This is a genomic window from Phyllobacterium sp. P30BS-XVII (assembly GCF_014138335.1).
Lineage (GTDB): Bacteria > Pseudomonadota > Alphaproteobacteria > Rhizobiales > Rhizobiaceae > Phyllobacterium > Phyllobacterium meliloti.
Genome location: NZ_JACGXO010000006.1, coordinates 1 through 20,590 on the forward strand (window position 1 = coordinate 1; position 20,590 = coordinate 20,590).

32 protein-coding genes and 1 pseudogene are annotated in these 20,590 nt (G+C 54.3%); 32 read left to right on the top strand and 1 reads right to left on the bottom strand.

Translation table 11 applies throughout. The features are described 5' to 3' along the window. The 32 genes and pseudogenes from tuf to FHW17_RS16800 all read left to right on the top strand — a co-directional run. A pseudogene (tuf, locus tag FHW17_RS16645) lies at positions 1-162 on the top strand (elongation factor Tu); the annotation flags it as partial. A gap of 62 nt (positions 163-224) precedes the next feature. Further along, positions 225-533: a 30S ribosomal protein S10 gene (rpsJ, locus tag FHW17_RS16650; protein ID WP_008124902.1), complete on the top strand. Its 309-nt coding sequence runs from the start codon at positions 225-227 to the stop codon at positions 531-533. Between the two features lie 25 nt (positions 534-558). After that, positions 559-1,296, top strand: a complete 738-nt coding sequence (gene rplC / locus FHW17_RS16655) for a 50S ribosomal protein L3 (RefSeq protein WP_091877010.1) — start codon at positions 559-561, stop codon at positions 1,294-1,296. After that, positions 1,296-1,916 carry a 50S ribosomal protein L4 gene (gene rplD / locus FHW17_RS16660; RefSeq protein ID WP_091877008.1) on the top strand — a complete coding sequence of 207 codons (621 nt, stop codon included), beginning with the start codon at positions 1,296-1,298 and terminating at the stop codon, positions 1,914-1,916. The genes rplC and rplD overlap by 1 nt, the downstream gene beginning before the upstream one ends. Continuing rightward, complete coding sequence (locus FHW17_RS16665) at positions 1,913-2,206, top strand: 50S ribosomal protein L23 (RefSeq protein WP_091877007.1); 294 nt, start codon at positions 1,913-1,915, stop codon at positions 2,204-2,206. The genes rplD and FHW17_RS16665 overlap by 4 nt, the downstream gene beginning before the upstream one ends. A gap of 20 nt (positions 2,207-2,226) precedes the next feature. Then, on the top strand, positions 2,227-3,060 hold the full coding sequence (gene rplB / locus FHW17_RS16670; RefSeq protein ID WP_112526650.1) for a 50S ribosomal protein L2: 834 nt from the start codon (positions 2,227-2,229) through the stop codon (positions 3,058-3,060). A 15-nt stretch (positions 3,061-3,075) separates the two neighbouring features. Further along, entirely contained in the window at positions 3,076-3,354 is a 279-nt protein-coding gene (rpsS, locus tag FHW17_RS16675) for a 30S ribosomal protein S19 (protein WP_008124912.1), read from the top strand. Positions 3,355-3,356: 2 nt separating this feature from the next. Continuing rightward, positions 3,357-3,746, top strand: a complete 390-nt coding sequence (gene rplV, locus FHW17_RS16680) for a 50S ribosomal protein L22 (protein ID WP_091877004.1) — start codon at positions 3,357-3,359, stop codon at positions 3,744-3,746. Then, the gene (rpsC, locus tag FHW17_RS16685; RefSeq protein WP_091877002.1) at positions 3,746-4,453 is read left to right on the top strand and encodes a 30S ribosomal protein S3; all 708 of its coding nucleotides are present in this window, start codon (positions 3,746-3,748) and stop codon (positions 4,451-4,453) included. Before rplV ends, rpsC begins: the two co-directional genes overlap by 1 nt. Positions 4,454-4,494: 41 nt before the next feature. Beyond that, the gene (gene rplP / locus FHW17_RS16690) at positions 4,495-4,908 is read left to right on the top strand and encodes a 50S ribosomal protein L16 (protein WP_091877000.1); all 414 of its coding nucleotides are present in this window, start codon (positions 4,495-4,497) and stop codon (positions 4,906-4,908) included. A gap of 12 nt (positions 4,909-4,920) precedes the next feature. Beyond that, entirely contained in the window at positions 4,921-5,121 is a 201-nt protein-coding gene (gene rpmC, locus FHW17_RS16695) for a 50S ribosomal protein L29 (protein ID WP_091876998.1), read from the top strand. 11 nt (positions 5,122-5,132) lie between these two features. Beyond that, the gene (gene rpsQ / locus FHW17_RS16700) at positions 5,133-5,375 is read left to right on the top strand and encodes a 30S ribosomal protein S17 (RefSeq protein WP_091876997.1); all 243 of its coding nucleotides are present in this window, start codon (positions 5,133-5,135) and stop codon (positions 5,373-5,375) included. A gap of 83 nt (positions 5,376-5,458) precedes the next feature. Then, positions 5,459-5,827 (top strand): 50S ribosomal protein L14, encoded by a 369-nt coding sequence (gene rplN / locus FHW17_RS16705; protein WP_068881785.1) that lies wholly within the window; start codon positions 5,459-5,461, stop codon positions 5,825-5,827. An 11-nt stretch (positions 5,828-5,838) separates the two neighbouring features. Next, positions 5,839-6,153, top strand: a complete 315-nt coding sequence (rplX, locus tag FHW17_RS16710; protein WP_091876995.1) for a 50S ribosomal protein L24 — start codon at positions 5,839-5,841, stop codon at positions 6,151-6,153. After that, positions 6,146-6,709 carry a 50S ribosomal protein L5 gene (gene rplE / locus FHW17_RS16715; RefSeq protein WP_112526652.1) on the top strand — a complete coding sequence of 188 codons (564 nt, stop codon included), beginning with the start codon at positions 6,146-6,148 and terminating at the stop codon, positions 6,707-6,709. The genes rplX and rplE overlap by 8 nt, the downstream gene beginning before the upstream one ends. A 25-nt stretch (positions 6,710-6,734) precedes the next feature. Beyond that, positions 6,735-7,040 (top strand): 30S ribosomal protein S14, encoded by a 306-nt coding sequence (gene rpsN / locus FHW17_RS16720; protein ID WP_112526654.1) that lies wholly within the window; start codon positions 6,735-6,737, stop codon positions 7,038-7,040. A gap of 12 nt (positions 7,041-7,052) precedes the next feature. Next, positions 7,053-7,451 carry a 30S ribosomal protein S8 gene (gene rpsH / locus FHW17_RS16725; protein WP_091876988.1) on the top strand — a complete coding sequence of 133 codons (399 nt, stop codon included), beginning with the start codon at positions 7,053-7,055 and terminating at the stop codon, positions 7,449-7,451. A 25-nt stretch (positions 7,452-7,476) separates the two neighbouring features. Continuing rightward, a complete protein-coding gene (gene rplF, locus FHW17_RS16730) occupies positions 7,477-8,010 on the top strand; it encodes a 50S ribosomal protein L6 (protein WP_091876986.1) in 534 nt (177 codons plus the stop codon). A 12-nt stretch (positions 8,011-8,022) separates the two neighbouring features. Then, positions 8,023-8,385 carry a 50S ribosomal protein L18 gene (gene rplR, locus FHW17_RS16735; protein ID WP_091876984.1) on the top strand — a complete coding sequence of 121 codons (363 nt, stop codon included), beginning with the start codon at positions 8,023-8,025 and terminating at the stop codon, positions 8,383-8,385. 102 nt (positions 8,386-8,487) lie between these two features. Beyond that, positions 8,488-9,051 carry a 30S ribosomal protein S5 gene (gene rpsE / locus FHW17_RS16740; protein ID WP_091876982.1) on the top strand — a complete coding sequence of 188 codons (564 nt, stop codon included), beginning with the start codon at positions 8,488-8,490 and terminating at the stop codon, positions 9,049-9,051. Positions 9,052-9,117: 66 nt separating this feature from the next. Continuing rightward, positions 9,118-9,318 (top strand): 50S ribosomal protein L30, encoded by a 201-nt coding sequence (gene rpmD / locus FHW17_RS16745; protein ID WP_091876981.1) that lies wholly within the window; start codon positions 9,118-9,120, stop codon positions 9,316-9,318. A 20-nt stretch (positions 9,319-9,338) separates the two neighbouring features. Then, positions 9,339-9,815: a 50S ribosomal protein L15 gene (gene rplO / locus FHW17_RS16750; RefSeq protein ID WP_112526656.1), complete on the top strand. Its 477-nt coding sequence runs from the start codon at positions 9,339-9,341 to the stop codon at positions 9,813-9,815. Positions 9,816-10,033: 218 nt separating this feature from the next. Continuing rightward, complete coding sequence (gene secY, locus FHW17_RS16755; protein ID WP_091876978.1) at positions 10,034-11,374, top strand: preprotein translocase subunit SecY; 1,341 nt, start codon at positions 10,034-10,036, stop codon at positions 11,372-11,374. Further along, positions 11,371-12,021: an adenylate kinase gene (locus FHW17_RS16760; protein ID WP_112526658.1), complete on the top strand. Its 651-nt coding sequence runs from the start codon at positions 11,371-11,373 to the stop codon at positions 12,019-12,021. Before secY ends, FHW17_RS16760 begins: the two co-directional genes overlap by 4 nt. Positions 12,022-12,232: 211 nt before the next feature. Then, positions 12,233-12,601, top strand: coding sequence for a 30S ribosomal protein S13 (gene rpsM, locus FHW17_RS16765; RefSeq protein ID WP_112526660.1), 369 nt, complete (start codon positions 12,233-12,235; stop codon positions 12,599-12,601). Positions 12,602-12,732: 131 nt separating this feature from the next. Then, entirely contained in the window at positions 12,733-13,122 is a 390-nt protein-coding gene (rpsK, locus tag FHW17_RS16770; RefSeq protein WP_008124952.1) for a 30S ribosomal protein S11, read from the top strand. A gap of 109 nt (positions 13,123-13,231) precedes the next feature. Further along, complete coding sequence (locus FHW17_RS16775; RefSeq protein ID WP_112526662.1) at positions 13,232-14,245, top strand: DNA-directed RNA polymerase subunit alpha; 1,014 nt, start codon at positions 13,232-13,234, stop codon at positions 14,243-14,245. A gap of 71 nt (positions 14,246-14,316) precedes the next feature. Next, positions 14,317-14,745: a 50S ribosomal protein L17 gene (gene rplQ / locus FHW17_RS16780; protein WP_091876971.1), complete on the top strand. Its 429-nt coding sequence runs from the start codon at positions 14,317-14,319 to the stop codon at positions 14,743-14,745. 135 nt (positions 14,746-14,880) lie between these two features. Then, positions 14,881-15,123 carry a type II toxin-antitoxin system prevent-host-death family antitoxin gene (locus FHW17_RS16785; protein WP_182510376.1) on the top strand — a complete coding sequence of 81 codons (243 nt, stop codon included), beginning with the start codon at positions 14,881-14,883 and terminating at the stop codon, positions 15,121-15,123. Continuing rightward, positions 15,123-15,545 carry a type II toxin-antitoxin system VapC family toxin gene (locus FHW17_RS16790; protein WP_182510377.1) on the top strand — a complete coding sequence of 141 codons (423 nt, stop codon included), beginning with the start codon at positions 15,123-15,125 and terminating at the stop codon, positions 15,543-15,545. Before FHW17_RS16785 ends, FHW17_RS16790 begins: the two co-directional genes overlap by 1 nt. Before the next feature lie 98 nt (positions 15,546-15,643). Further along, positions 15,644-17,071 (top strand): DegQ family serine endoprotease, encoded by a 1,428-nt coding sequence (locus tag FHW17_RS16795; RefSeq protein ID WP_182510378.1) that lies wholly within the window; start codon positions 15,644-15,646, stop codon positions 17,069-17,071. 17 nt (positions 17,072-17,088) lie between these two features. Beyond that, the gene (locus tag FHW17_RS16800) at positions 17,089-18,399 is read left to right on the top strand and encodes a replication-associated recombination protein A (protein ID WP_112526667.1); all 1,311 of its coding nucleotides are present in this window, start codon (positions 17,089-17,091) and stop codon (positions 18,397-18,399) included. A gap of 280 nt (positions 18,400-18,679) precedes the next feature. Here the strand turns inward: FHW17_RS16800 and FHW17_RS16805 are convergent, their stop codons facing one another. Then, a complete protein-coding gene (locus tag FHW17_RS16805) occupies positions 18,680-20,458 on the bottom strand; it encodes a glucan ABC transporter ATP-binding protein/ permease (RefSeq protein WP_112526669.1) in 1,779 nt (592 codons plus the stop codon). Positions 20,459-20,590 lie beyond the last annotated feature (132 nt).

A 20,590-nucleotide genomic window follows, 5' to 3' on the forward strand; every position in this document is an offset into this window, starting at 1 on the left:
GTAACCCTGCCGGAAGGCACGGAAATGGTTATGCCCGGCGACAACATCTCTGTTGATGTGACGCTGATCGTGCCGATCGCAATGGAAGAGAAGCTTCGCTTCGCTATCCGTGAAGGTGGCCGCACCGTAGGTGCCGGCATCGTCGCTTCGATCATTGAATAATATTAAGGTTTTATGCAGGGACGCCTGTTATAGGCGTCTCCGCTAAACAAGGAAAAGATGAAATGAACGGTCAAAACATCCGCATTCGCCTCAAGGCGTTTGATCATCGGATCCTTGACGATTCGACGCGGGAAATCGTGTCGACTGCCAAGCGTACCGGTGCCAATGTGCGCGGACCGATCCCGCTTCCTACGCGGATCGAGAAGTTCACGGTTAATCGCTCGCCGCACATCGACAAGAAGAGCCGCGAACAGTTCGAGATGCGCACTCATAAGCGTCTTCTCGATATCGTAGACCCAACCCCGCAGACAGTAGACGCGCTGATGAAGCTCGATCTTTCCGCTGGTGTTGATGTCGAGATCAAGCTGTAAGGCTTGAGGACGGAAGGACGAACCGATGCGTTCAGGTGTAATTGCACAGAAACTGGGCATGACTCGCGTCTACAATGACGCAGGTGAGCATGTGCCGGTGACAGTACTCCGGATGGAGAATTGTCAGGTTGTGGCTCAGCGTACAGTCGAGAAGAATGGCTACACTGCCGTTCAGCTCGGTGTTGGCCTGGCCAAAGTAAAGAATACAACACAGGCACTGCGCGGTCATTTCGCGACGGCCTCTGTTGAGCCAAAGGCGAAAGTGGCTGAGTTCCGCGTTTCTGCTGACAACCTCTTGGATGTCGGTGTTGAGATCACGGCCGAGCATTACGTCGTTGGTCAGAAGGTTGATGTGACGGGTACATCGATCGGTAAAGGTTTTGCCGGTTCGATGAAGCGTCACAACTTCGGTGGTCACCGCGCCACACACGGTAACTCGGTAACTCACCGCGCTCACGGTTCGACCGGTCAGCGTCAGGACCCGGGTAAAGTGTTCAAGGGCAAGAAGATGGCCGGTCACATGGGTCAGACCCGCGTGACGACCCAGAACATCGAAGTTGTTTCGACTGATCTGGATCGTGGTCTTATTCTGGTTCGTGGTGCTGTTCCTGGTTCCAAGGGTGCATGGATTTTGGTTCGCGATGCCATGAAGGTAGCGCTGCCAGCTTCTGCTCCCAAGCCAGCTGGTGTTCGCCAGGCCGCAAACACCGCAGCAGCTGTGTCTGATGCAGAAGTAGCTCAGACAACCGAGGGAGCCGAATAATGGATCTCACAATTACAACACTTGAAGGCAAAGACGCCGGCAAGGTCAAACTCTCGGAAGAGATTTTCGGTCTTGAGCCACGCGACGATATCCTTCAGCGCATGGTCCGTTACCAGCTCGCCCGCAAGCAGCAGGGAACACACAAGGCAAAGGGTCGTTCGGAAATCGCACGCACCGGCGCCAAGATGTACAAGCAGAAGGGTACGGGCCGCGCCCGTCACCATTCGGCACGTGCTCCGCAGTTCCGCGGCGGTGGTAAGGCTCATGGTCCGGTTGTTCACAGCCACGATCATGACTTGCCGAAGAAGGTTCGCGCTCTTGCGCTCCGTCATGCCCTGTCTGCCAAGGTAAAGGCTTCAGAACTCATCATCATCGATGATCTGGCCTCTGCTGACGCAAAGACAAAGGTACTTGTTTCGCAGTTCGCCAAGCTGGGCTTCGAAAATGCGCTTCTCATCGGCGGTGCCGAGATTGATGCGAATTTCCGTCGCGCTGCTTCGAACATCCCGAACATCGATGTTCTGCCAATTCAGGGCATCAATGTTTACGACATTCTGCGTCGCGGCAAGCTCGTGCTTTCCAAGGCTGCAGTTGAAGCTCTCGAGGAGCGTTTCAAATGACCGATCTTCGCCACTACGACGTGATCGTCAGCCCGGTTATTACGGAAAAGTCGACCCTGGTTTCTGAACATAACCAGGTCGTCTTCAACGTAGCCCGCAAGGCAACGAAGCCGGAAATCAAGGCCGCAGTCGAAGCGCTGTTTCGCGTGAAGGTTACTGCAGTCAATACAGCTGTGCGCAAAGGCAAGGTGAAGCGGTTCCGCGGCATCGTCGGGCGCCAGAGTGATGTCAAGAAAGCAGTCGTGACGCTTGCCGAAGGGCAGTCGATCGATGTTTCGACTGGTCTCTGAGGGGCCGTGGAGTAAAGACAATGGCACTCAAACATTATAATCCAACCACACCAAGCCAGCGTCAGCTGGTGATTGTGGACCGTTCGGAGCTCTACAAGGGCAAGCCTGTCAAGGCTTTGACTGAAGGTCTTCATTCAAAGGGTGGTCGTAACAACTCCGGTCGCGTGACTGCACGCTATCAGGGTGGTGGTCACAAGCGCACATACCGCTTTGTAGATTTCAAGCGCCGCAAGCATGACGTGGCTGCCAAGGTTGAACGCCTTGAATACGATCCGAACCGGACCGCATTCATTGCTCTCATCCGCTACGAAGACGGTGAGTTGAGCTACATCTTGGCTCCGCAGCGTTTGGCTGTTGGCGACAGCGTTATTGCTGGCGCGCAGACAGACGTTAAGCCAGGCAATGCGATGCCATTGTCGTCGATCCCGGTCGGCACCATCATCCACAATGTGGAGATGAAGCCAGGCAAGGGCGGTCAGATTGCTCGCTCCGCCGGTACCTATGCGCAGCTCGTTGGCCGCGATCAGGGCATGGCAATCCTTCGCCTGAACTCAGGTGAACAGCGCCTCGTCCACGGTTCGTGCTTTGCCACGGTCGGTGCAGTATCCAATCCTGACCATGGCAATATCAGCCTTGGTAAGGCAGGCCGCAGCCGTTGGCTTGGCAAGCGCCCGCACGTTCGCGGTGTTGCCATGAACCCGGTTGATCACCCGCACGGTGGTGGTGAAGGTCGTACGTCCGGTGGTCGTCATCCAGTTTCTCCGTGGGGCAAGCCTACGAAGGGCAAGAAGACGCGCTCCAACAAGTCGACGGACAAGTTCATCGCTCGTTCGCGTCATCAGCGCAAGAAGTAAGAGAGGTAGTCTGAAATGGCTCGTTCAGTTTGGAAAGGCCCGTTCATCGATGGCTATCTTCTCAAGAAAGCTGAGAAGGTACGTGAGGGCGGTCGCAGTGAAGTTATCAAGATCTGGAGCCGTCGCTCCACGATCCTGCCACAGTTCGTCGGTCTGACCTTCGGTGTGTACAATGGTAACAAGCATGTGCCGGTCTCGGTCAACGAAGAGATGATCGGTCACAAGTTTGGTGAATTCGCTCCGACGCGTACCTATTACGGTCATGGCGCGGATAAGAAAGCGAAGAGGAAATAAAGATGGGCAAGGCTAAGGCTCCGCGCCAGCTTAAGGACAACGAGGCGAAAGCCGTTGCCCGTACGCTCCGTATCAGCCCTCAGAAGCTAAATCTGGTGGCGGCTATGATCCGTGGCAAGAAGGTTAACGCCGCTCTTGCCGATCTGGAATTTTCGCGCAAGCGGATTTCAGGAACGGTGAAAAAGACTCTCGAATCAGCTATTGCCAACGCAGAAAACAACCATGACCTGGATGTTGATGCTCTGGTTGTTGCTGAAGCCTATGTTGGCAAGTCAATCGTGATGAAGCGTTTCCACGTTCGTGGTCGCGGTCGTGCAAGCCGGATCGAGAAGCCATTCTCGCATCTGACGATCGTTGTCCGCGAAGTTGAGGAAAAAGGGGAGGCCGCATAATGGGCCAGAAGATTAATCCGGTTGGCTTCCGCCTTGGCATCAACCGGACCTGGGACTCGCGTTGGTACGCGAACACAGGTGAATACGGCAAGCTGCTGCATGAAGACCTGAAGATCCGCAAGTATCTGATGGACGAATTGAAGCAGGCTGCCATTTCCAAGGTGGTGATCGAGCGTCCGCACAAGAAGTGCCGCGTTACGATCCATGCTGCACGTCCAGGTCTGATCATCGGCAAGAAGGGCGCCGATATCGAGAAGCTGCGCCGCAAGCTGTCAGAAATGACAAACGCGGACACAACTCTCAATATCGTTGAAGTCCGCAAGCCGGAAACAGACGCAGTACTGGTTGCGCAGTCCATCGCTCAGCAGCTGGAACGCCGTGTTGCATTCCGCCGTGCCATGAAGCGTGCCGTTCAGTCGGCCATGCGTCTTGGTGCAGAAGGCATTCGTATCAATTGCTCGGGTCGTCTTGGCGGCGCGGAAATTGCGCGTATGGAATGGTACCGTGAAGGCCGTGTGCCTTTGCATACACTTCGTGCCGATATCGATTACGGAACTGCTGAAGCACACACCGCCTACGGCATCTGCGGCGTCAAGGTCTGGGTATTCAAGGGCGAGATCCTTGAGCATGACCCAATGGCCTCCGAACGTCGCGCTGTTGAAGGTGATGGTCATCAGGGTCAGAACCGTCGCCGCGAAAACGCTTAAAATAGCGTCTTTCCGGAAAGAGAATTTTGGAGTAGAGAACAATGCTGCAGCCTAAGCGCACAAAGTTCCGCAAGCAGTTCAAGGGCCGTATCCACGGCGCGTCGAAAGGCGGCACGGATCTTAATTTTGGTGCTTTCGGCCTGAAGGCCCTCGAGCCGAACCGCGTTACCGCGCGTGAGATCGAAGCCGCTCGCCGTGCAATTACCCGTCACATGAAGCGTGCGGGCCGTGTGTGGATCCGGATTTTCCCGGATGTGCCAGTAACATCGAAGCCTACCGAAGTCCGCATGGGTAAAGGTAAGGGTTCCGTGGACTACTGGGCTTCCCGTGTAGCACCAGGCCGCGTCATGTTTGAACTCGACGGCGTTCCGGAAGACGTGGCTCGTGAGGCTCTTCGCCTTGGTGCTGCCAAGCTTTCGGTCAAGACGCGCTTTATTCAGCGCATCGCAGAATAAGGGGTGGATGTTATGAAATCCGCAGAAGTCCGGGCCTTGAGCCTCGATCAGTTGAATGAAGAGTTGGCTGGCCTGAAGAAAGAGCAGTTTAATCTGCGCTTCCAGAAAGCAACCGGTCAGTTGGAAAAAACCGCTCGTGTCAGGCAGATCCGCCGTGATATAGCGCGCATCAAGACAGTCGCCCGCCAGAAAGCGGTCGAGAGCAAGGCTTAAGGAAGAAAACCATGCCTAAACGCATTCTGCAGGGCGTTGTCGTCAGCGACAAAAACGACAAGACCGTCGTGGTCAAGGTCGAGCGGCGCTATTCGCACCCGCTCCTCCAGAAGACTGTGCGCCAGTCCAAGAAGTACAAGGCGCACGACGAGAGCAACCAGTTCAAGGTCGGCGATGCCGTTTCCATTCAGGAATCGAAGCCGATTTCGAAAGACAAGCGTTGGGTTGTCGTAACAGACGCCCCGGCGAGTTAATTAACTATCTGTATGTAAGTACGCAACAATCGCGAGGGGCAAGGAAAGCCCAGTCCGGTTGAACAAGAAGAAGGCGGCTAGTCATGATTCAGATGCAAACAAACCTCGACGTCGCGGATAATTCCGGCGCCCGTCGTGTCATGTGCATCAAGGTGCTGGGCGGCTCGAAGCGGAAGTATGCTTCGGTCGGCGACATTATTGTCGTTTCGATCAAGGAAGCAATTCCGCGCGGCCGTGTTAAAAAGGGTGACGTGATGAAGGCTGTGGTTGTTCGCACAGCCAAGGACATCCGTCGCGCAGATGGTAGCGTTATTCGTTTCGACAAGAACGCTGCAGTCCTGATCGACAACAAGAAAGAGCCTATCGGCACGCGTATCTTCGGACCGGTTCCGCGCGAACTTCGCGCAAAGAACCACATGAAGATCATCTCGCTGGCTCCAGAAGTACTCTAAAGGAGCAGACGATGCAGAAAATCCGTAAAGGCGACCGCGTTGTCGTTCTTGCTGGTAAGGACAAAGGTCGTACCGGCGAAGTAATCAAAGTTTTGCCGAAGGATGAGCAGGCGCTTGTTCGCGGCATCAACGTTGTCAAGCGTCACCAGAAGCAGACACAGACTCAGGAAGCTGGCATTATTTCGAAAGAAGCGCCGCTCCATCTGTCCAATCTTGCTATTGCCGACCCGAAGGATGGCAAGCCGACCCGTGTTGGCTTCAAGGTCCTCGAGAACGGCGACAAGGTACGTGTAGCAAAGCGTTCGGGAGACCAGATCGATGGCTAATCCAGCTGCAAAGATCGAACCACGCTTGAAGAAGCAGTACCTTGAAGTGGTACGTAAGGATCTTCTCGAGCAGTTCAAATATGACAACGAGATGCAGATTCCACGCATCACCAAAGTTGTTCTTAACATGGGCGTTGGTGAAGCGACTGCTGATTCCAAGAAGCCAACTGTCGCAGCTGAAGATCTGGCATTGATTGCTGGTCAGAAGCCGGTTATTACCCGGGCGCGTAATTCGATCGCTACCTTCAAGGTACGTGAGAATATGCCGATCGGCACGAAGGTTACACTTCGTAAAGAGCGTATGTACGAATTTCTGGATCGTCTGATCACGATCGCGCTGCCGCGCGTTCGAGATTTCCGCGGTCTGAACCCAAAGAGCTTTGATGGTCGTGGCAACTTTGCCATGGGTATCAAGGAACACATTGTGTTCCCGGAAATCAACTACGATAAGGTTGATCAGATCTGGGGCATGGACATCATCGTTTGCACGACTGCAAAGACGGATGATGAAGCACGCGCTCTTTTGCGCGCCTTCAACTTCCCCTTCCGCCAGTAACGGCAAGCGTAGCGAGGTATTTGAAATGGCAAAGACTAGCGCAGTCGAAAAGAACAAGCGCCGTGGTTTGCTCGTCAAGCAGTTTGCTGCAAAGCGTGCTCGTTTGAAGGCAATCGTGATGGATCAGTCGCTTCCTCTGGATGAGCGCTTCCGCGCGACTATCCAGCTGGCAGAACTGCCACGCAATTCCACCAAGGTTCGTATTCGCAATCGTTGTGAAGTATCGGGCCGTCCGCGCGGTTTTTACCGCAAACTGAAAATGTCGCGTATCGCATTGCGCCAGCTGGGTTCGCTCGGCCAGGTGCCTGGCATCGTGAAGTCGAGCTGGTAAGGGAGAAGACAGATGTCTATGACAGATCCTCTCGGCGATATGCTGACACGTATCCGTAACGCAATCATGCGCAAAAAGGGCAAGGTTTCTACACCTGCTTCCAAGCTGCGCGCACGCGTTCTGGATGTTCTTCAGTCCGAAGGTTATATCCGCGGATACAGCCAGGTTGATTTCGAAAACGGCAAGTCCGAAATCGAAATCGAACTGAAGTATTTTGAGAATGTACCAGTAATCCGTGAGATTACCCGTATTTCGAAGCCTGGCCGTCGCGTTTACGTTTCGGTCAAGTCGATCCCGCAGGTTGCGAACGGTCTTGGTATTTCGATCCTGTCGACACCGAAGGGTGTGATGGCAGACCACGAGGCACGTGAACAGAATGTCGGCGGCGAATTGCTCTGCCGTATATTCTAAGCGCTGGCTGGAAAAGGTTTGAAAAATGTCTCGTATCGGTAAAAAACCAGTGGCAGTCCCAGCCGGCGTAACCGCCAGCGTTGACGGCCAAACCATCAAGGCCAAGGGCCCCAAGGGTGAACTGAGCTTTGTCGCCAATGACGAAGTTCTGGTCAAGTTCGAAGATAACGCCGTTCGCGTTGATCCGCGTGACAGCAGCAAGACCGCACGGTCGAAGTGGGGCATGAGCCGCACGATGATCGTCAACATCTTCACAGGTGTTAAGGACGGTTTTGAAAAGCGTCTCGAGATCAATGGTGTTGGTTATCGTGCGGCTATGCAGGGCAAGAATGTCCAGCTGTCGCTCGGTTTCAGCCACGAAGTGGTCTACCAGGTACCGGAAGGTATTACAGTTGCTGTGCCGAAGCCGACGGAAATCGTCATCACCGGCATCGACAAGCAGCAGGTTGGTCAGGTTGCCGCTGAGATCCGCGAATATCGTGGTCCAGAACCCTATAAGGGCAAGGGCGTGAAGTATGCGGGCGAGAAGATCGTTCGCAAAGAAGGTAAGAAGAAGTAAGGAATTCGTGTCATGGCATCGCCGAAAGAAATCATTCAGCGTCGCGCTTCGCGTGTTCGCCGCCAGCTCAAGGCGGTTGCCGGTGACCGTCCGCGGCTCAGCGTCCACCGTTCTTCGAAGAATATCTATGCGCAGATCATTGATGATGCGCGTGGTCACACTATTGCATCCGCATCCACTCTCGAAGCTGACCTTAAGGGCAAGCTGAAGACCGGTGCAGATTCGGATGCTGCGGCCCTGATCGGCAAGCTCGTTGCAGAGCGCGCTGTCAAGGCTGGCATCAAGGAAGTTGTCTTTGATCGTGGTGCCTATATTTACCACGGCCGTGTAAAGGCACTTGCTGAAGCTGCTCGCGAAGCTGGTCTCAGCTTCTAAGGCAAAAACTTTCGAGATCCGGGACTGCAGGGGCTTGTCTCCTGTAAGCCGGATTTCGCTACTATCATTCGTGCTACCGGAAAAGAAAAAGGAATTAGGAGCATGGCACAGGAAAAACGGAACCGCGAGGATCGCGGCCGCAACGAAGAGCGCGATAGCGAATTCGTTGACAAGCTAGTTCACATCAACCGCGTCGCCAAGGTCGTCAAGGGCGGCCGGCGTTTTGGTTTCGCAGCTCTCGTCGTCGTTGGCGATCAGAAGGGCCGCGTTGGTTTTGGTCATGGCAAGGCACGTGAAGTGCCGGAAGCTATCCGCAAGGCCACTGAAGCTGCCAAGCGCGAGATGATTTTCGTACCGCTGCGTTCAGGCCGTACACTTCATCACGATGTTCATGGCCGTCATGGCGCCGGCAAGGTTCTGCTTCGTGCAGCAACAGCTGGTACAGGTATCATCGCCGGTGGTCCAATGCGCGCTGTCTTCGAGACACTGGGCGTACAGGACGTTGTTGCCAAGTCGCTCGGCTCGTCGAACCCATACAACATGGTTCGTGCGACATTCGATGCCTTGAAGCACCAGATGCATCCCAAGGACATCGCTGCCCAGCGCGGTATCAAGTACTCCACACTGCAGGCTCGTCGCCGCGACGTGGTCGGTTCGGAAGAATAGGCCAGAAGCTGGCGCAGCAGGGCAGGGATCTCGGTCCCGCTGGCTGTAGACTAAAGGATATAAGTCATGGTTGAGAAGAAGAAGGGTAAGACGGTTACGGTCGAACAGATCGGCAGCCCTATCCGCCGTCCGGCAGAACAGCGTGCAACGCTTGTTGGCCTGGGCCTCAATAAAATGCATCGTCGCCGGGTTCTGGAAGATACACCTTCCGTCCGTGGCATGATTGCGAAAGTTCAGCATCTCGTCCGCGTTGTGGACGAGGCTTAAGAACTCCGGAGATTGATCAAATGAAACTCAATGATCTGAGTGAAAACGCAGGCGCCACCAAGGCTCGCAAGCGCGTTGGCCGTGGTATCGGCTCCGGCTCCGGCAAGACTGCCGGTCGCGGTGTGAAGGGCCAGAAGTCCCGTTCCGGCGTTGCCATCAACGGCTTCGAAGGCGGACAGATGCCACTTTACCGTCGCTTGCCAAAGCGCGGTTTTACCAACATCTTCATGAAGAACTTCAATGAAGTATCTGTTGGCCGCATCCAGACTGCTATCGATGCCAAGAAGCTCGATGCCAAGGTTGCAATCACGATTGAAACCCTGAAGGCTGCTGGCATTATCCGCCGTGCAAAAGACGGTGTCCGTCTGCTTTCCGGCGGCGATATCAAGGTTGCAGTGACGGTTGAAGTTGCTGGCGCTTCCAAGGCCGCGATTGAAAAGATCGAAAAGGCTGGCGGTTCGGTCAAGCTTCCTGCTGTTGCAGCAGCTGCAGAATAAATCTATGAAATGAGCGGCGGCCTTCCGGGTCGCCGCTTGTATCTTGTCTTGCCCGATCATATTTACCAAAAAAATCCCGCATTGTTCTTTTGGTAAATATGATGGGAAAATCCTGGTGCTGATGCATTCCTTATTCCGATTGGGAATGCTCGGCGCAGTAACGGCACATATCTGGGTAGGACCGTCAGTGCCTGACGGGCGCAGACCGGAGACTACTTATGGCATCAGCCGCTGAACAGCTCGCCTCCAATCTTAATTTCTCTGCTTTTTCCAAAGCCGAAGAGCTCAAAAAGCGCATTTGGTTTACATTAGGCGCATTGCTGGTTTACCGGCTCGGAACCTATATTCCGCTTCCCGGCATTAATCTTGGTGCCTATGCCCAGGCCTTTAATCATCAGGCGCAGGGCATTCTGGGCATGTTCAACATGTTTGCTGGTGGCGCGGTCGCTCGTATGGCGATCTTTGCGCTCGGCATCATGCCCTACATTTCTGCGTCGATTATCGTTCAGCTGATGACGTCGGTTATTCCGGCGCTTGAGCAGCTCAAGAAAGATGGCGAGCAGGGCCGCAAGGTCATCAACCAGTATACGCGCTATGGCACGGTGCTGCTGGCGACGGTTCAGGCTTATGCCATTGCTGTTGGTCTGCAGGGCAGTCAGGGCATTGTCACCAATCCCGGACCATTCTTCCTGTTTTCGACCGTTATCACCCTCGTTGGCGGAACCATGTTCCTGATGTGGCTGGGTGAACAGATTACAGCGCGCGGTATCGGCAATGGTATTTCGCTGATCATCTTCTCCGGTATTGTTGCAAACCTTCCACAGGCCATCTCTGGCACGCTGGAACTTGGCCGTACCGGCGCTTTGTCTACACCTATCATCCTTGCAATCATTGTTCTGACGATTGCAGTTATTGGTATCATCGTCTTTGTTGAACGTGCGCAGCGCCGTCTTCTGATCCAGTATCCGAAGCGTCAGGTGGGCAATCGCATGTTCCAGGGCGATACATCGCACCTGCCGCTGAAGCTCAATACGGCTGGTGTTATTCCTCCGATCTTCGCGTCTTCGCTGTTGCTTCTGCCTGCCACCATTGCCGGTTTTGCCAACAACCAGAACCTTCCGGGCTGGGCGACGACGATCCTTTCTTCGCTTGGTCATGGCCAGCCGCTCTACATGGCTTCCTACGCTGCGATGATCGTGTTCTTTGCCTTCTTCTACACGGCACTTGTCTTCAATCCCAAGGACACTGCCGATCAGCTGAAGAAGCATTCCGGCTTCATTCCCGGCATTCGTCCCGGTGAACGTACAGCCGAATATATCGACTACGTTTTGACCCGCATCACGGTTCTCGGCGCAGCCTATCTCGTATTGATCTGCATGCTGCCGGAGTTCCTGATTTCCTGGGCTGGCGTTCCTTTCTATCTCGGCGGTACATCGCTGCTGATTGTCGTGAGCGTCACGCTCGATACGGTTGCACAGATCCAGGGTCACCTGATCGCGCATCAATATGAGGGGCTTATCAAGAAGTCTAAGCTCCGTGGAGGGAAGCGGAACAGATGAGATTAATACTTCTCGGACCACCGGGGGCAGGTAAGGGAACTCAATCTCAGCGCTTGGTAGAGAAACTAGGGATACCGCAGCTCTCCACTGGAGACATGTTGCGGGATGCAGTCAAAGCCGGAACCGATGTCGGTTTGCGCGCCAAGGCTGTCATGGATGCCGGCAAGCTGGTATCCGACGAAATCGTCAATGCGATCGTTTCAGAGCGCATTGATCAGCCCGATGCAGCCAATGGCTTTATTCTTGATGGTTATCCCCGGACACTTGTCCAGGCCGATGCTGTGGGGGACATGCTGTCGGATAAGGGATTTGAGCTTGATTGTGTTATCGAGCTTGAGGTCGACGACAATGTGCTCGTCGAACGAATCTCTGGTCGTTATACCTGCGCCAAGTGCGGTACGGGTTATCACGACACCAACAAGCAGCCCAAGGTACCGGGAGTGTGCGACAAATGCGGTTCGACGGAATTCAAGCGGCGTCCCGATGACAATGCTGAAACGGTCCGCACGCGGCTCGAAGCATACTACAAACAGACTTCGCCCCTGATTGGCTACTACTATGCCAAGGGCAAGCTGAAGAAGGTCGATGGGATGGCAGACTTCGAAGAAGTCACCAAATCGATCGAGAAGATTTTGGCGGAACTTTAGATTCCGACAAAAATGTACGGGAGGAGTTGACTTTTCGAAGCGATTCCTTCAAAGACGGCGGAAATTCGCTTGGATATGAAGCGATCGGCGCCGATCCGGTAAAGCAGGTTCGGGGCTGATCGTTTGTGTTTGTCCCGGATATCATTTTCATCCCGTCATCTGGCCGGTCGCGTTGACTGCCCAGCTCTGCCGGTTAACAAGGAGAACAGACGTGGCTCGTATTGCTGGCGTCAACATCCCGACGAATAAGCGCGTTGTTATCGCGCTTCAGTACATTCACGGGATTGGTCAAAAATTTGCACAGGAAATCGTCGCTAAAGTCGGCATTCCTGCAGAGCGTCGTGTCAATCAGTTGACCGATGCCGAAGTGCTGCAGATTCGTGAAACCATCGATCGTGATTACCAGGTAGAAGGTGATCTGCGTCGTGAAGTTTCCATCAACATCAAGCGTCTGATGGATCTGGGCTGCTACCGCGGTCTGCGTCATCGCCGCTCCCTGCCAGTTCGTGGCCAGCGTACGCACACCAATGCGCGTACCCGTAAGGGTCCTGCCAAGGCAATCGCCGGCAAGAAGAAGTAAGATCACTCCGGCGCGGTTCGCTGCGCCGGTTCTGCTTTTGCAGAGACACAGTGCCGGTTTCGCACTTTAACTGAAACCATGGTGGAGCCTCTGGAAATACGGAGGCGTCGAGATCAACTGAAAGGACTACTATGGCCAAGGAAGCCACACGCGTTCGCCGCCGCGAGCGTAAAAATATTTCGTCGGGCGTTGCCCACGTTAATTCGACATTCAACAACACGATGATCACCATCACGGATGCGCAGGGCAATGCAATTGCCTGGTCCTCCGCCGGTGCGCAGGGCTTCAAGGGTTCACGTAAATCCACGCCTTTCGCTGCACAGATGGCTGCTGAAGATTGTGCCAAGAAGGCACAGGAACATGGCATGCGTTCGCTCGAAGTTGAAGTTTGCGGACCGGGCTCCGGCCGTGAATCTGCTCTGCGCGCACTCCAGGCTGCTGGTTTTACGATTACATCGATCCGCGATGTGACACCGATCCCGCACAATGGTTGCCGCCCGCGCAAGCGTCGCCGCGTCTAATCTGTTTCGACAAGATTTGGCCGTATGAGCTGAAATTCAGTTCCTCTACGGTTTCCACGCTTCATTGCCACGATTGGATGGTGGCATGGCAAGGATAGGGAAAAACTAGATGATCCAGAAAAACTGGCAAGAATTGATCAAGCCGAACAAGGTCGAGTTCCAGACCTCCGGCTCGAAGACAAAGGCAACTGTTGTCGCTGAGCCGCTTGAACGCGGCTTTGGCTTGACGCTCGGCAATGCTCTGCGCCGTGTGCTTCTGTCTTCACTGCGCGGCGCTGCCGTGACTGCCGTTCAGATTGATGGTGTTCTGCATGAATTCTCATCGATCCCCGGCGTTCGTGAAGATGTGACGGACATTGTCCTCAACATCAAGGAAATCGCTATCCATATGGAGAGCGACGGTCCGAAGCGCATGGTCGTCCGCAAGGAAGGCCCCGGCGTTGTAACGGCTGGCGACATTCAGACGGTTGGCGATATCGAAATCCTCAATCCGGAACACGTTATTTGCACGCTCGATGAAGGCGCTGAAATCCGTATGGAATTCACCGTTAACACCGGCAAGGGTTACGTTCCGGCTGACCGCAACCGTGCAGAAGATGCGCCAATCGGCTTGATCCCGGTTGATAGCCTCTACTCACCGGTTCGCAAGGTGTCCTACAAGATCGAAAACACCCGTGAGGGACAGGTTCTCGATTATGACAAGTTGATCCTATCGATCGAGACTGATGGTTCGATCTCCGGTGAAGATGCTGTTGCTTATGCAGCACGCATTCTGCAGGACCAGCTGGCGATCTTCGTCAACTTCGACGAGCCGCAGAAGGAAGTACAGCAGGAACAGGTCACTGAACTTGCATTCAATCCGGCTCTGCTCAAGAAGGTCGATGAACTCGAACTTTCCGTACGCTCGGCAAACTGCCTGAAGAATGATAATATCGTCTATATCGGCGATCTTATTCAGAAGACAGAAGCAGAAATGCTGCGCACACCAAACTTTGGTCGCAAGTCGCTGAACGAAATCAAGGAAGTTCTGGCTTCCATGGGTCTCCATCTTGGTATGGAAGTCCCATCCTGGCCGCCAGAAAACATTGAAGATCTCGCGAAGCGTTACGAAGACCAGTATTAAGAACCCGGGCTTTTGCCCGACAACAAAGCCCGGGCCGTGAGCCCGAAAAGAGAAATTGAAGGAGAAGGCTCATGCGCCACGGTAATTCAGGCCGCAAGCTTAACCGGACTGCCAGCCATCGTAAGGCGATGTTTGCCAATATGGCTGCATCATTGATTGAGCATGAGCAGATCGTTACAACGCTGCCCAAGGCTAAAGAAATTCGTCCAATCGTTGAAAAGCTTGTCACACTCGGCAAGCGCGGTGATCTGCATGCTCGTCGTCAGGCGATCTCGGCAATCCGCGATGCCAAGCTCGTAGCAAAGCTGTTTGACACGCTTGCTCCGCGCTATGGCCAGCGCAATGGTGGCTACATCCGCATCATGAAGGCAGGCTTCCGTACCGGTGACAATGCACCGCTCGCAGTGGTCGAATTCGTTGATCGTGATGTCAGCGCCAAGGGTTCCAAGGATTTGGCCCGCGTTGCTGCTGAACAGGCAAGCGAAGCTGAAGCCGCATAATCTGCGCTTTGCATTTGTGGATTTAAGGATAGGGGCCTTTACGGGCCCCTTTTCTGTTTTGCTATAACCTTCGCATAATTGAATTTTTGCACGGCCCGCGTTATATATGACCAGTTAAATGGTCAGGAGCGAGTGATGAGCACGGTTAATCTTGTCGAAGCAAAAGCGCATTTGAGCGATTTGATTGATCAGGTGGAAGCCGGGGAAACAGTGGATATTTTGCGTCGAGGCAAGTTGGTGGCCCGGTTGGTGCCAGCCAAGGCAGCGCGTAAACCTGTCGATGTTGCGGTTTTGCGGAAGCTTACGGAAAAGATGCCTGTACAGACAGAACCGGCTAGTGAGTTTGTGCGCAAAATGCGCGACGATGATCGCTACTGATGCTCTATATTGATACGTCGGTTCTTGTTGCAGCATTGACTGCGGAAAGCCAAACCGAGCGAATGCTTGATTTTCTCGGCGCACGGCACGCAGAGCCTTTGGCGGTGAGTGATTGGACCATCACCGAGTTTTCTTCAGCACTCTCGCTCAAGGTGCGTATGAAACAGCTGGAAGTGCAGCACCGGAACAGTTCCCTTGCAGCCTTTCATCGTCTGGTTCGTGAGTCATTTGAGACTTTGCCTATCGCGGGGGCACAGTTTCGCTCCGCTGCTCAGATAGCTGATCAATATGCTGCCGGGATAAGAGCCGGTGATGCATTGCATTTGGCTGTTGCTATTCATCATGGGGCCACCATCTATACTCTGGACCGCAAATTTGCCGAGGCGGCTGAAAATATGGGCGCAATGGCCAAGCTGCTTTGAATGTCTCAAATTTGCTTTGTTTCATGGCTGGTATCTCCTATGAAATTCAGCACATTGGATTGACAAGCTTTACTGATTCATCAGTACAGGAGATCGATATGAGTTCTTCCAGAATTGCACTATCAGCACGGACGCTTCTTATTTGCTCGGCACTTGTGTCCGGTATGACAGCGCCAGTTTACGCGCAAACGGCTGTTGATACGACAAAGCAGGTTCCGGCAACCCGTGCGGATACGCAATTGTCCTTTGCGCCGCTTGTCAAACAGACTGCGGGAGCGGTTGTCAATGTTTACGCGGCGCGTGAAGTGCAGCAGCGCTCGCCTTTCTCCGGTGATCCCTTCTTCGAACAGTTCTTCGGCGGCAAATTCAATGGCCCGCCACGTATTCAATCCTCGCTCGGTTCCGGTGTGATTGTCGATCCGTCCGGTATCGTTGTCACCAACAACCACGTTATCCGCGATGCGGAGACCGTGAAGATCGCGCTGTCAGACGGGCGTGAATTTGAATCGCGGGTTCTTCTCAAAGATGAATCGACCGATCTTGCCATTCTGAAGATTGATGCGAATGAGCAGTTTCCCGTCCTGCAACTTGCCGACTCCGATAAGGTCGAGGTCGGTGATCTCGTTCTGGCAATTGGCAACCCTTTTGGTGTTGGTCAGACGGTGACGAGCGGCATTGTCTCGGCACAAGCCCGCACCCGGGTCGGTATTTCTGATTTTGACTTCTTCATCCAGACCGATGCCGCGATTAATCCCGGCAATTCCGGCGGTGCCTTGATTGGCATGGATGGTAAGCTTGTCGGTATCAATACAGCGATTTTCTCCCGTTCCGGCGGTTCTGTCGGTATCGGTTTTGCCATTCCATCCAACATGGTGCGCGCCGTTGTCGACACGGCAAAGCAGGGCGGCGACACATTTCAACGCCCATATATTGGCGCGACGTTCCAGAACGTAACGTCTGATGTCGCCGAAGGTCTTGGAATGAAGCAGCCTTATGGTGCCTTGGTAACAAGTGTGGTCAAGGATGGACCGGCTGAAAAGGGCGGACTTCTGGTTGGTGATGTGGTTTTGTCCGTGGACGATTTCCGTATCGAAAATTTTGATGGACTTGGATATCGCCTGTCGACCGCAGGAATTGGCAAGACTGTGAAGCTTGGCGTTCTGAGCAGGTCCAAGGAAAAAGTGATTTCTCTGGTTCTGGAGAAGCCAAGGCCAGATGATCCAAGCAGCAAGGCGGTGATTCAAGGCAAGAACCCGCTTTCCGGCGCGCAGGTTATTACGCTCACACCAAGCAGTGCGACGCGCCTGCGTCTATCCGGCGACACCACAGGTGTTGCGGTCGAGAAGATTTTCCCCAATACCCCGGCGGCTCGCATTGGTTTGCAACCAGGCGATATTGTGCGCAAGGTCAATGGTCGCGATATCACCACGGTCGCAGATTTGACCGCAGTGATGTCCAGCTCGCCCGTATTGTGGCGTTTCGAGTTTGAACGCGGCGGTGCCATCATCCGCCAGATCATTCGCTAGATGAGGCTTGCAGGGCAATGACGGATCTATTTTCGGCGAAGGACGATCCGGCTTCGGACCGGAGCAGGCCGCTTGCCGACCGTTTGCGTCCGCGATCTCTTGGTGAAGTGACCGGTCAGGAGCACCTGACCGGAGCCGAAGGTGCCCTGACGCGCATGATCGCATCGGGCTCGCTGGGATCGATGATTTTCTGGGGCCCGCCCGGCACCGGCAAGACCACCGTCGCGCGTTTGCTTGCGGGCGAAACCAATCTTGCCTTCGAACAGATATCGGCGATTTTTTCCGGTGTGGCTGACCTGAAAAAGGTTTTCGAGATGGCGCGGGCACGAAAAATGTCCGGTCGCCAGACATTATTGTTCGTCGATGAGATTCATCGTTTCAACCGTGCCCAGCAGGATTCTTTTTTGCCAGTCATGGAAGACGGGACGATTGTTCTCGTGGGTGCCACGACGGAGAACCCATCATTTGAGCTTAATGCCGCTCTTTTGTCGCGGGCGCGTGTCCTTGTTTTTCATCCGCATGACGAAGCCAGCCTTATAGCACTGATGCAGCGCGCCGAGGAGCACGAAGGCAAGCCATTACCTCTTGATGAGGAAGCACGGGCGAGCCTCGTGCGCATGGCCGATGGCGATGGCCGGGCAATCCTGACGCTGGCCGAGGAAGTGTGGCGCGCGGCACGCGAAGGGGAAGTTTTCAATGTAGAGCGCGTGCAGCAGATCGTACAGCGCCGTGCTCCCGTTTATGACAAGGGGCAGGACGGCCACTACAACCTGATCTCAGCCCTGCACAAATCGGTGCGCGGTTCTGATCCCGATGCGGCGCTATATTATCTCTGCCGTATGTTTGATGCGGGGGAAGACCCACTGTTCATCGGCAGGCGTCTGGTGCGTATGGCAAGCGAGGATATCGGTCTCGCCGATCCGCAGGCTTTGGTTATCTGTAACGCTGCCAAGGACGCCTATGATTATCTGGGCTCACCCGAGGGTGAACTGGCTCTGGCGCAGGCTTGCGTCTATCTGGCCACTGCGCCCAAGTCGAATGCTGTTTATACGGCGTTTGCCACAGCGATGCGGGTGGCCAAAGAGAATGGGTCGCTTGTGCCGCCCAAACACATTCTGAATGCGCCGACAAAGCTTATGAAGGGTGAGGGTTATGGCAAAGGCTATGCCTATGATCATGATCAGCCCGAAGCATTTTCCGGCCAGAACTATTTTCCCGATGCCCTTGGCCGTCAGACTTTCTACAATCCACCCGAGCGCGGCTTTGAACGCGAAATCCGCAAGCGTATCGAATATTGGAACCGGCTGAGAGTTGAGCGCGGTGAGTAGTACCCTGCCAAATCGGTGATGTGTGGGGTCTTGGTTCGTGGTTCGTGGTTCGACAAGCTCACCATGAGGGAGAGGGGTGGTGAAGGGGAGCTATATTCTGCAACCTTTTGATCAGCAATCTCCGCGATTAGCCTTGCATCCTCGCTCTCCCTCATGGTGAGCTTGTCGAACCACGAACCCACGAACCACTGGTTTTGCAGCAAATCTTCCATTTGAGAATCAACAAAAAAGGCCGCTTCAGATGAAGCGGCCTTTTGCTTTTAAGTGCCCAGGTAAGCTTTTACGCGGCAGCTTCCGGCTTGCGGGGGAAGGGCGTGACATTGGTTGTGTCGTCGTCCAATTTGAGGCCACCGGCCTTGAGCAGCGCAGTGAAGCGACCGTTCTGATGAGCCAGCTCGTCAAAGCTGCCGGACTCAACGATTTCGCCGCGGTCCATGAAGAGCACAAGATCAGCATCACGAACCGTCGACAGACGGTGTGCGATAATGAACGTCGTGCGGTTCTGGCACAGCTTGTCAACCGCAACCTTCACGCGTGCTTCCGTTTCAACGTCGAGCGCGCTTGTTGCTTCGTCAAGTACGAGGATCGGCGCGTCCTTCAGGATGGCGCGGGCAATAGCCACGCGCTGACGTTCACCGCCGGAAAGCTGCGAACCACGCTCACCGACCATCGTATCAAAACCGGATGATTTCGACAGAATGAAATCGCTTGCATCGGCAGCAGTCGCTGCAGCTGCAACATCTTCATCGGTCGCATTCGGACGACCAACGCGGATATTATCCTCGATGCTGCGGTTAAACATGCCGGCATCCTGAAACACCGTAGCGATGGCATTGCGCAACGAGCGACGGCTAATCGTGCGTGTATCGATACCATCAACAAGCACACGGCCTTCCTTCGGGTCATAAACGCGCTGGAGCACGTTGATGAGCGTTGTCTTGCCAGCGCCCGTTGGGCCAACGATAGCGATTGTCTGACCAGCCTTGGCCTTAAACGAGACGTTCTTCAGGCCCTGAGTCGATTTGGCAAAATCGAATGACACGTTCTGGAATTCAACTTCGCCGCTGACATTGTCGATGTCGTGTACAGCCTTTGGCTCAGCCTGATAAGCAGCGGAGTCTTCCATCTCATAGAAGTCTTCGAGCTTGGCGCGAGCAGCAAAAATCTGGTTCACAAACGCGCTCAGCTGGTCAAGACGGCTGATCAACAGGGCAGCAAAACCGGTGAATGCGACGACCTGGCCAACATTCAACTGGTTCTGAATGACGAAATAGGAACCGAGGAACAGGACCACCACCATCGAAATTGTCGAGGCCATGCGGTTGATACCGGCAGCCAAAGCCCACCAGTTGAGAACCGGGTACTGCGAATCCAGCAACTGCTTCGTGTAGGACTGCAGCGCGCGCGTTTCTTCATCAATGCGGTTATAGCTCTGCAGAACAGAGATATTGCCCATCGAGTCCGTGACGTGGCTGAATGCCTGAATATGATGGCGCTCGACCTGTGCCTGACCATCCTTGGTCTTTGCTGTTACAACGCGGCTGACAATGACATAGACAACACCAAGAACAGCAAGAACCGAAGCCAGACGCCAATCCTGTGACAGGGCCATGGGAACAAGGCCCACGAGCGCAACAGCGGTTGCAAGATGTGTGCGCATGAATTCAAGCCAGAGGCTGAACAGGGTTTCAATAGCGCGCAAAAGCGTATGCATCGCATTGGAGGTGCCGCGCTGATGATGCCAGGCAAGCGGCATGCTGATCACGCGATTATAGGCTTCCGTCAACACTGACAGTTTACGGCGGTGTGCGAGCCTGTCAGCTTCACGCGATACCAGCACATTGGCAACGATGTGGAACAGGCCAACACCGGCCAACTGGCTGAGAGGCGGCCAGATATTGGATTTGACTGTAATCGCCTGAATGACGCGGCCCACAAGAACAGGCTCGAACAGCATTGTCAGGGCCAAGGCAACGTTGACCAAGCAGATAAACGTGGTCGCACGCTTTTCCGCCCCGAGATATTGGAGAGATTTCCAATAGATCTGTATCAATGACACTTTGCCACTCCGCTCGTTATGCCCGCTTCTGCGCACATTCCTCAATTTTTGACTCTGCATGAGGTGCTTGTGCGCTGCAATATTCAATGCTCTAAAGTTGTGTCAGTTCCGCGTCTGTTCAAGGAACATTTT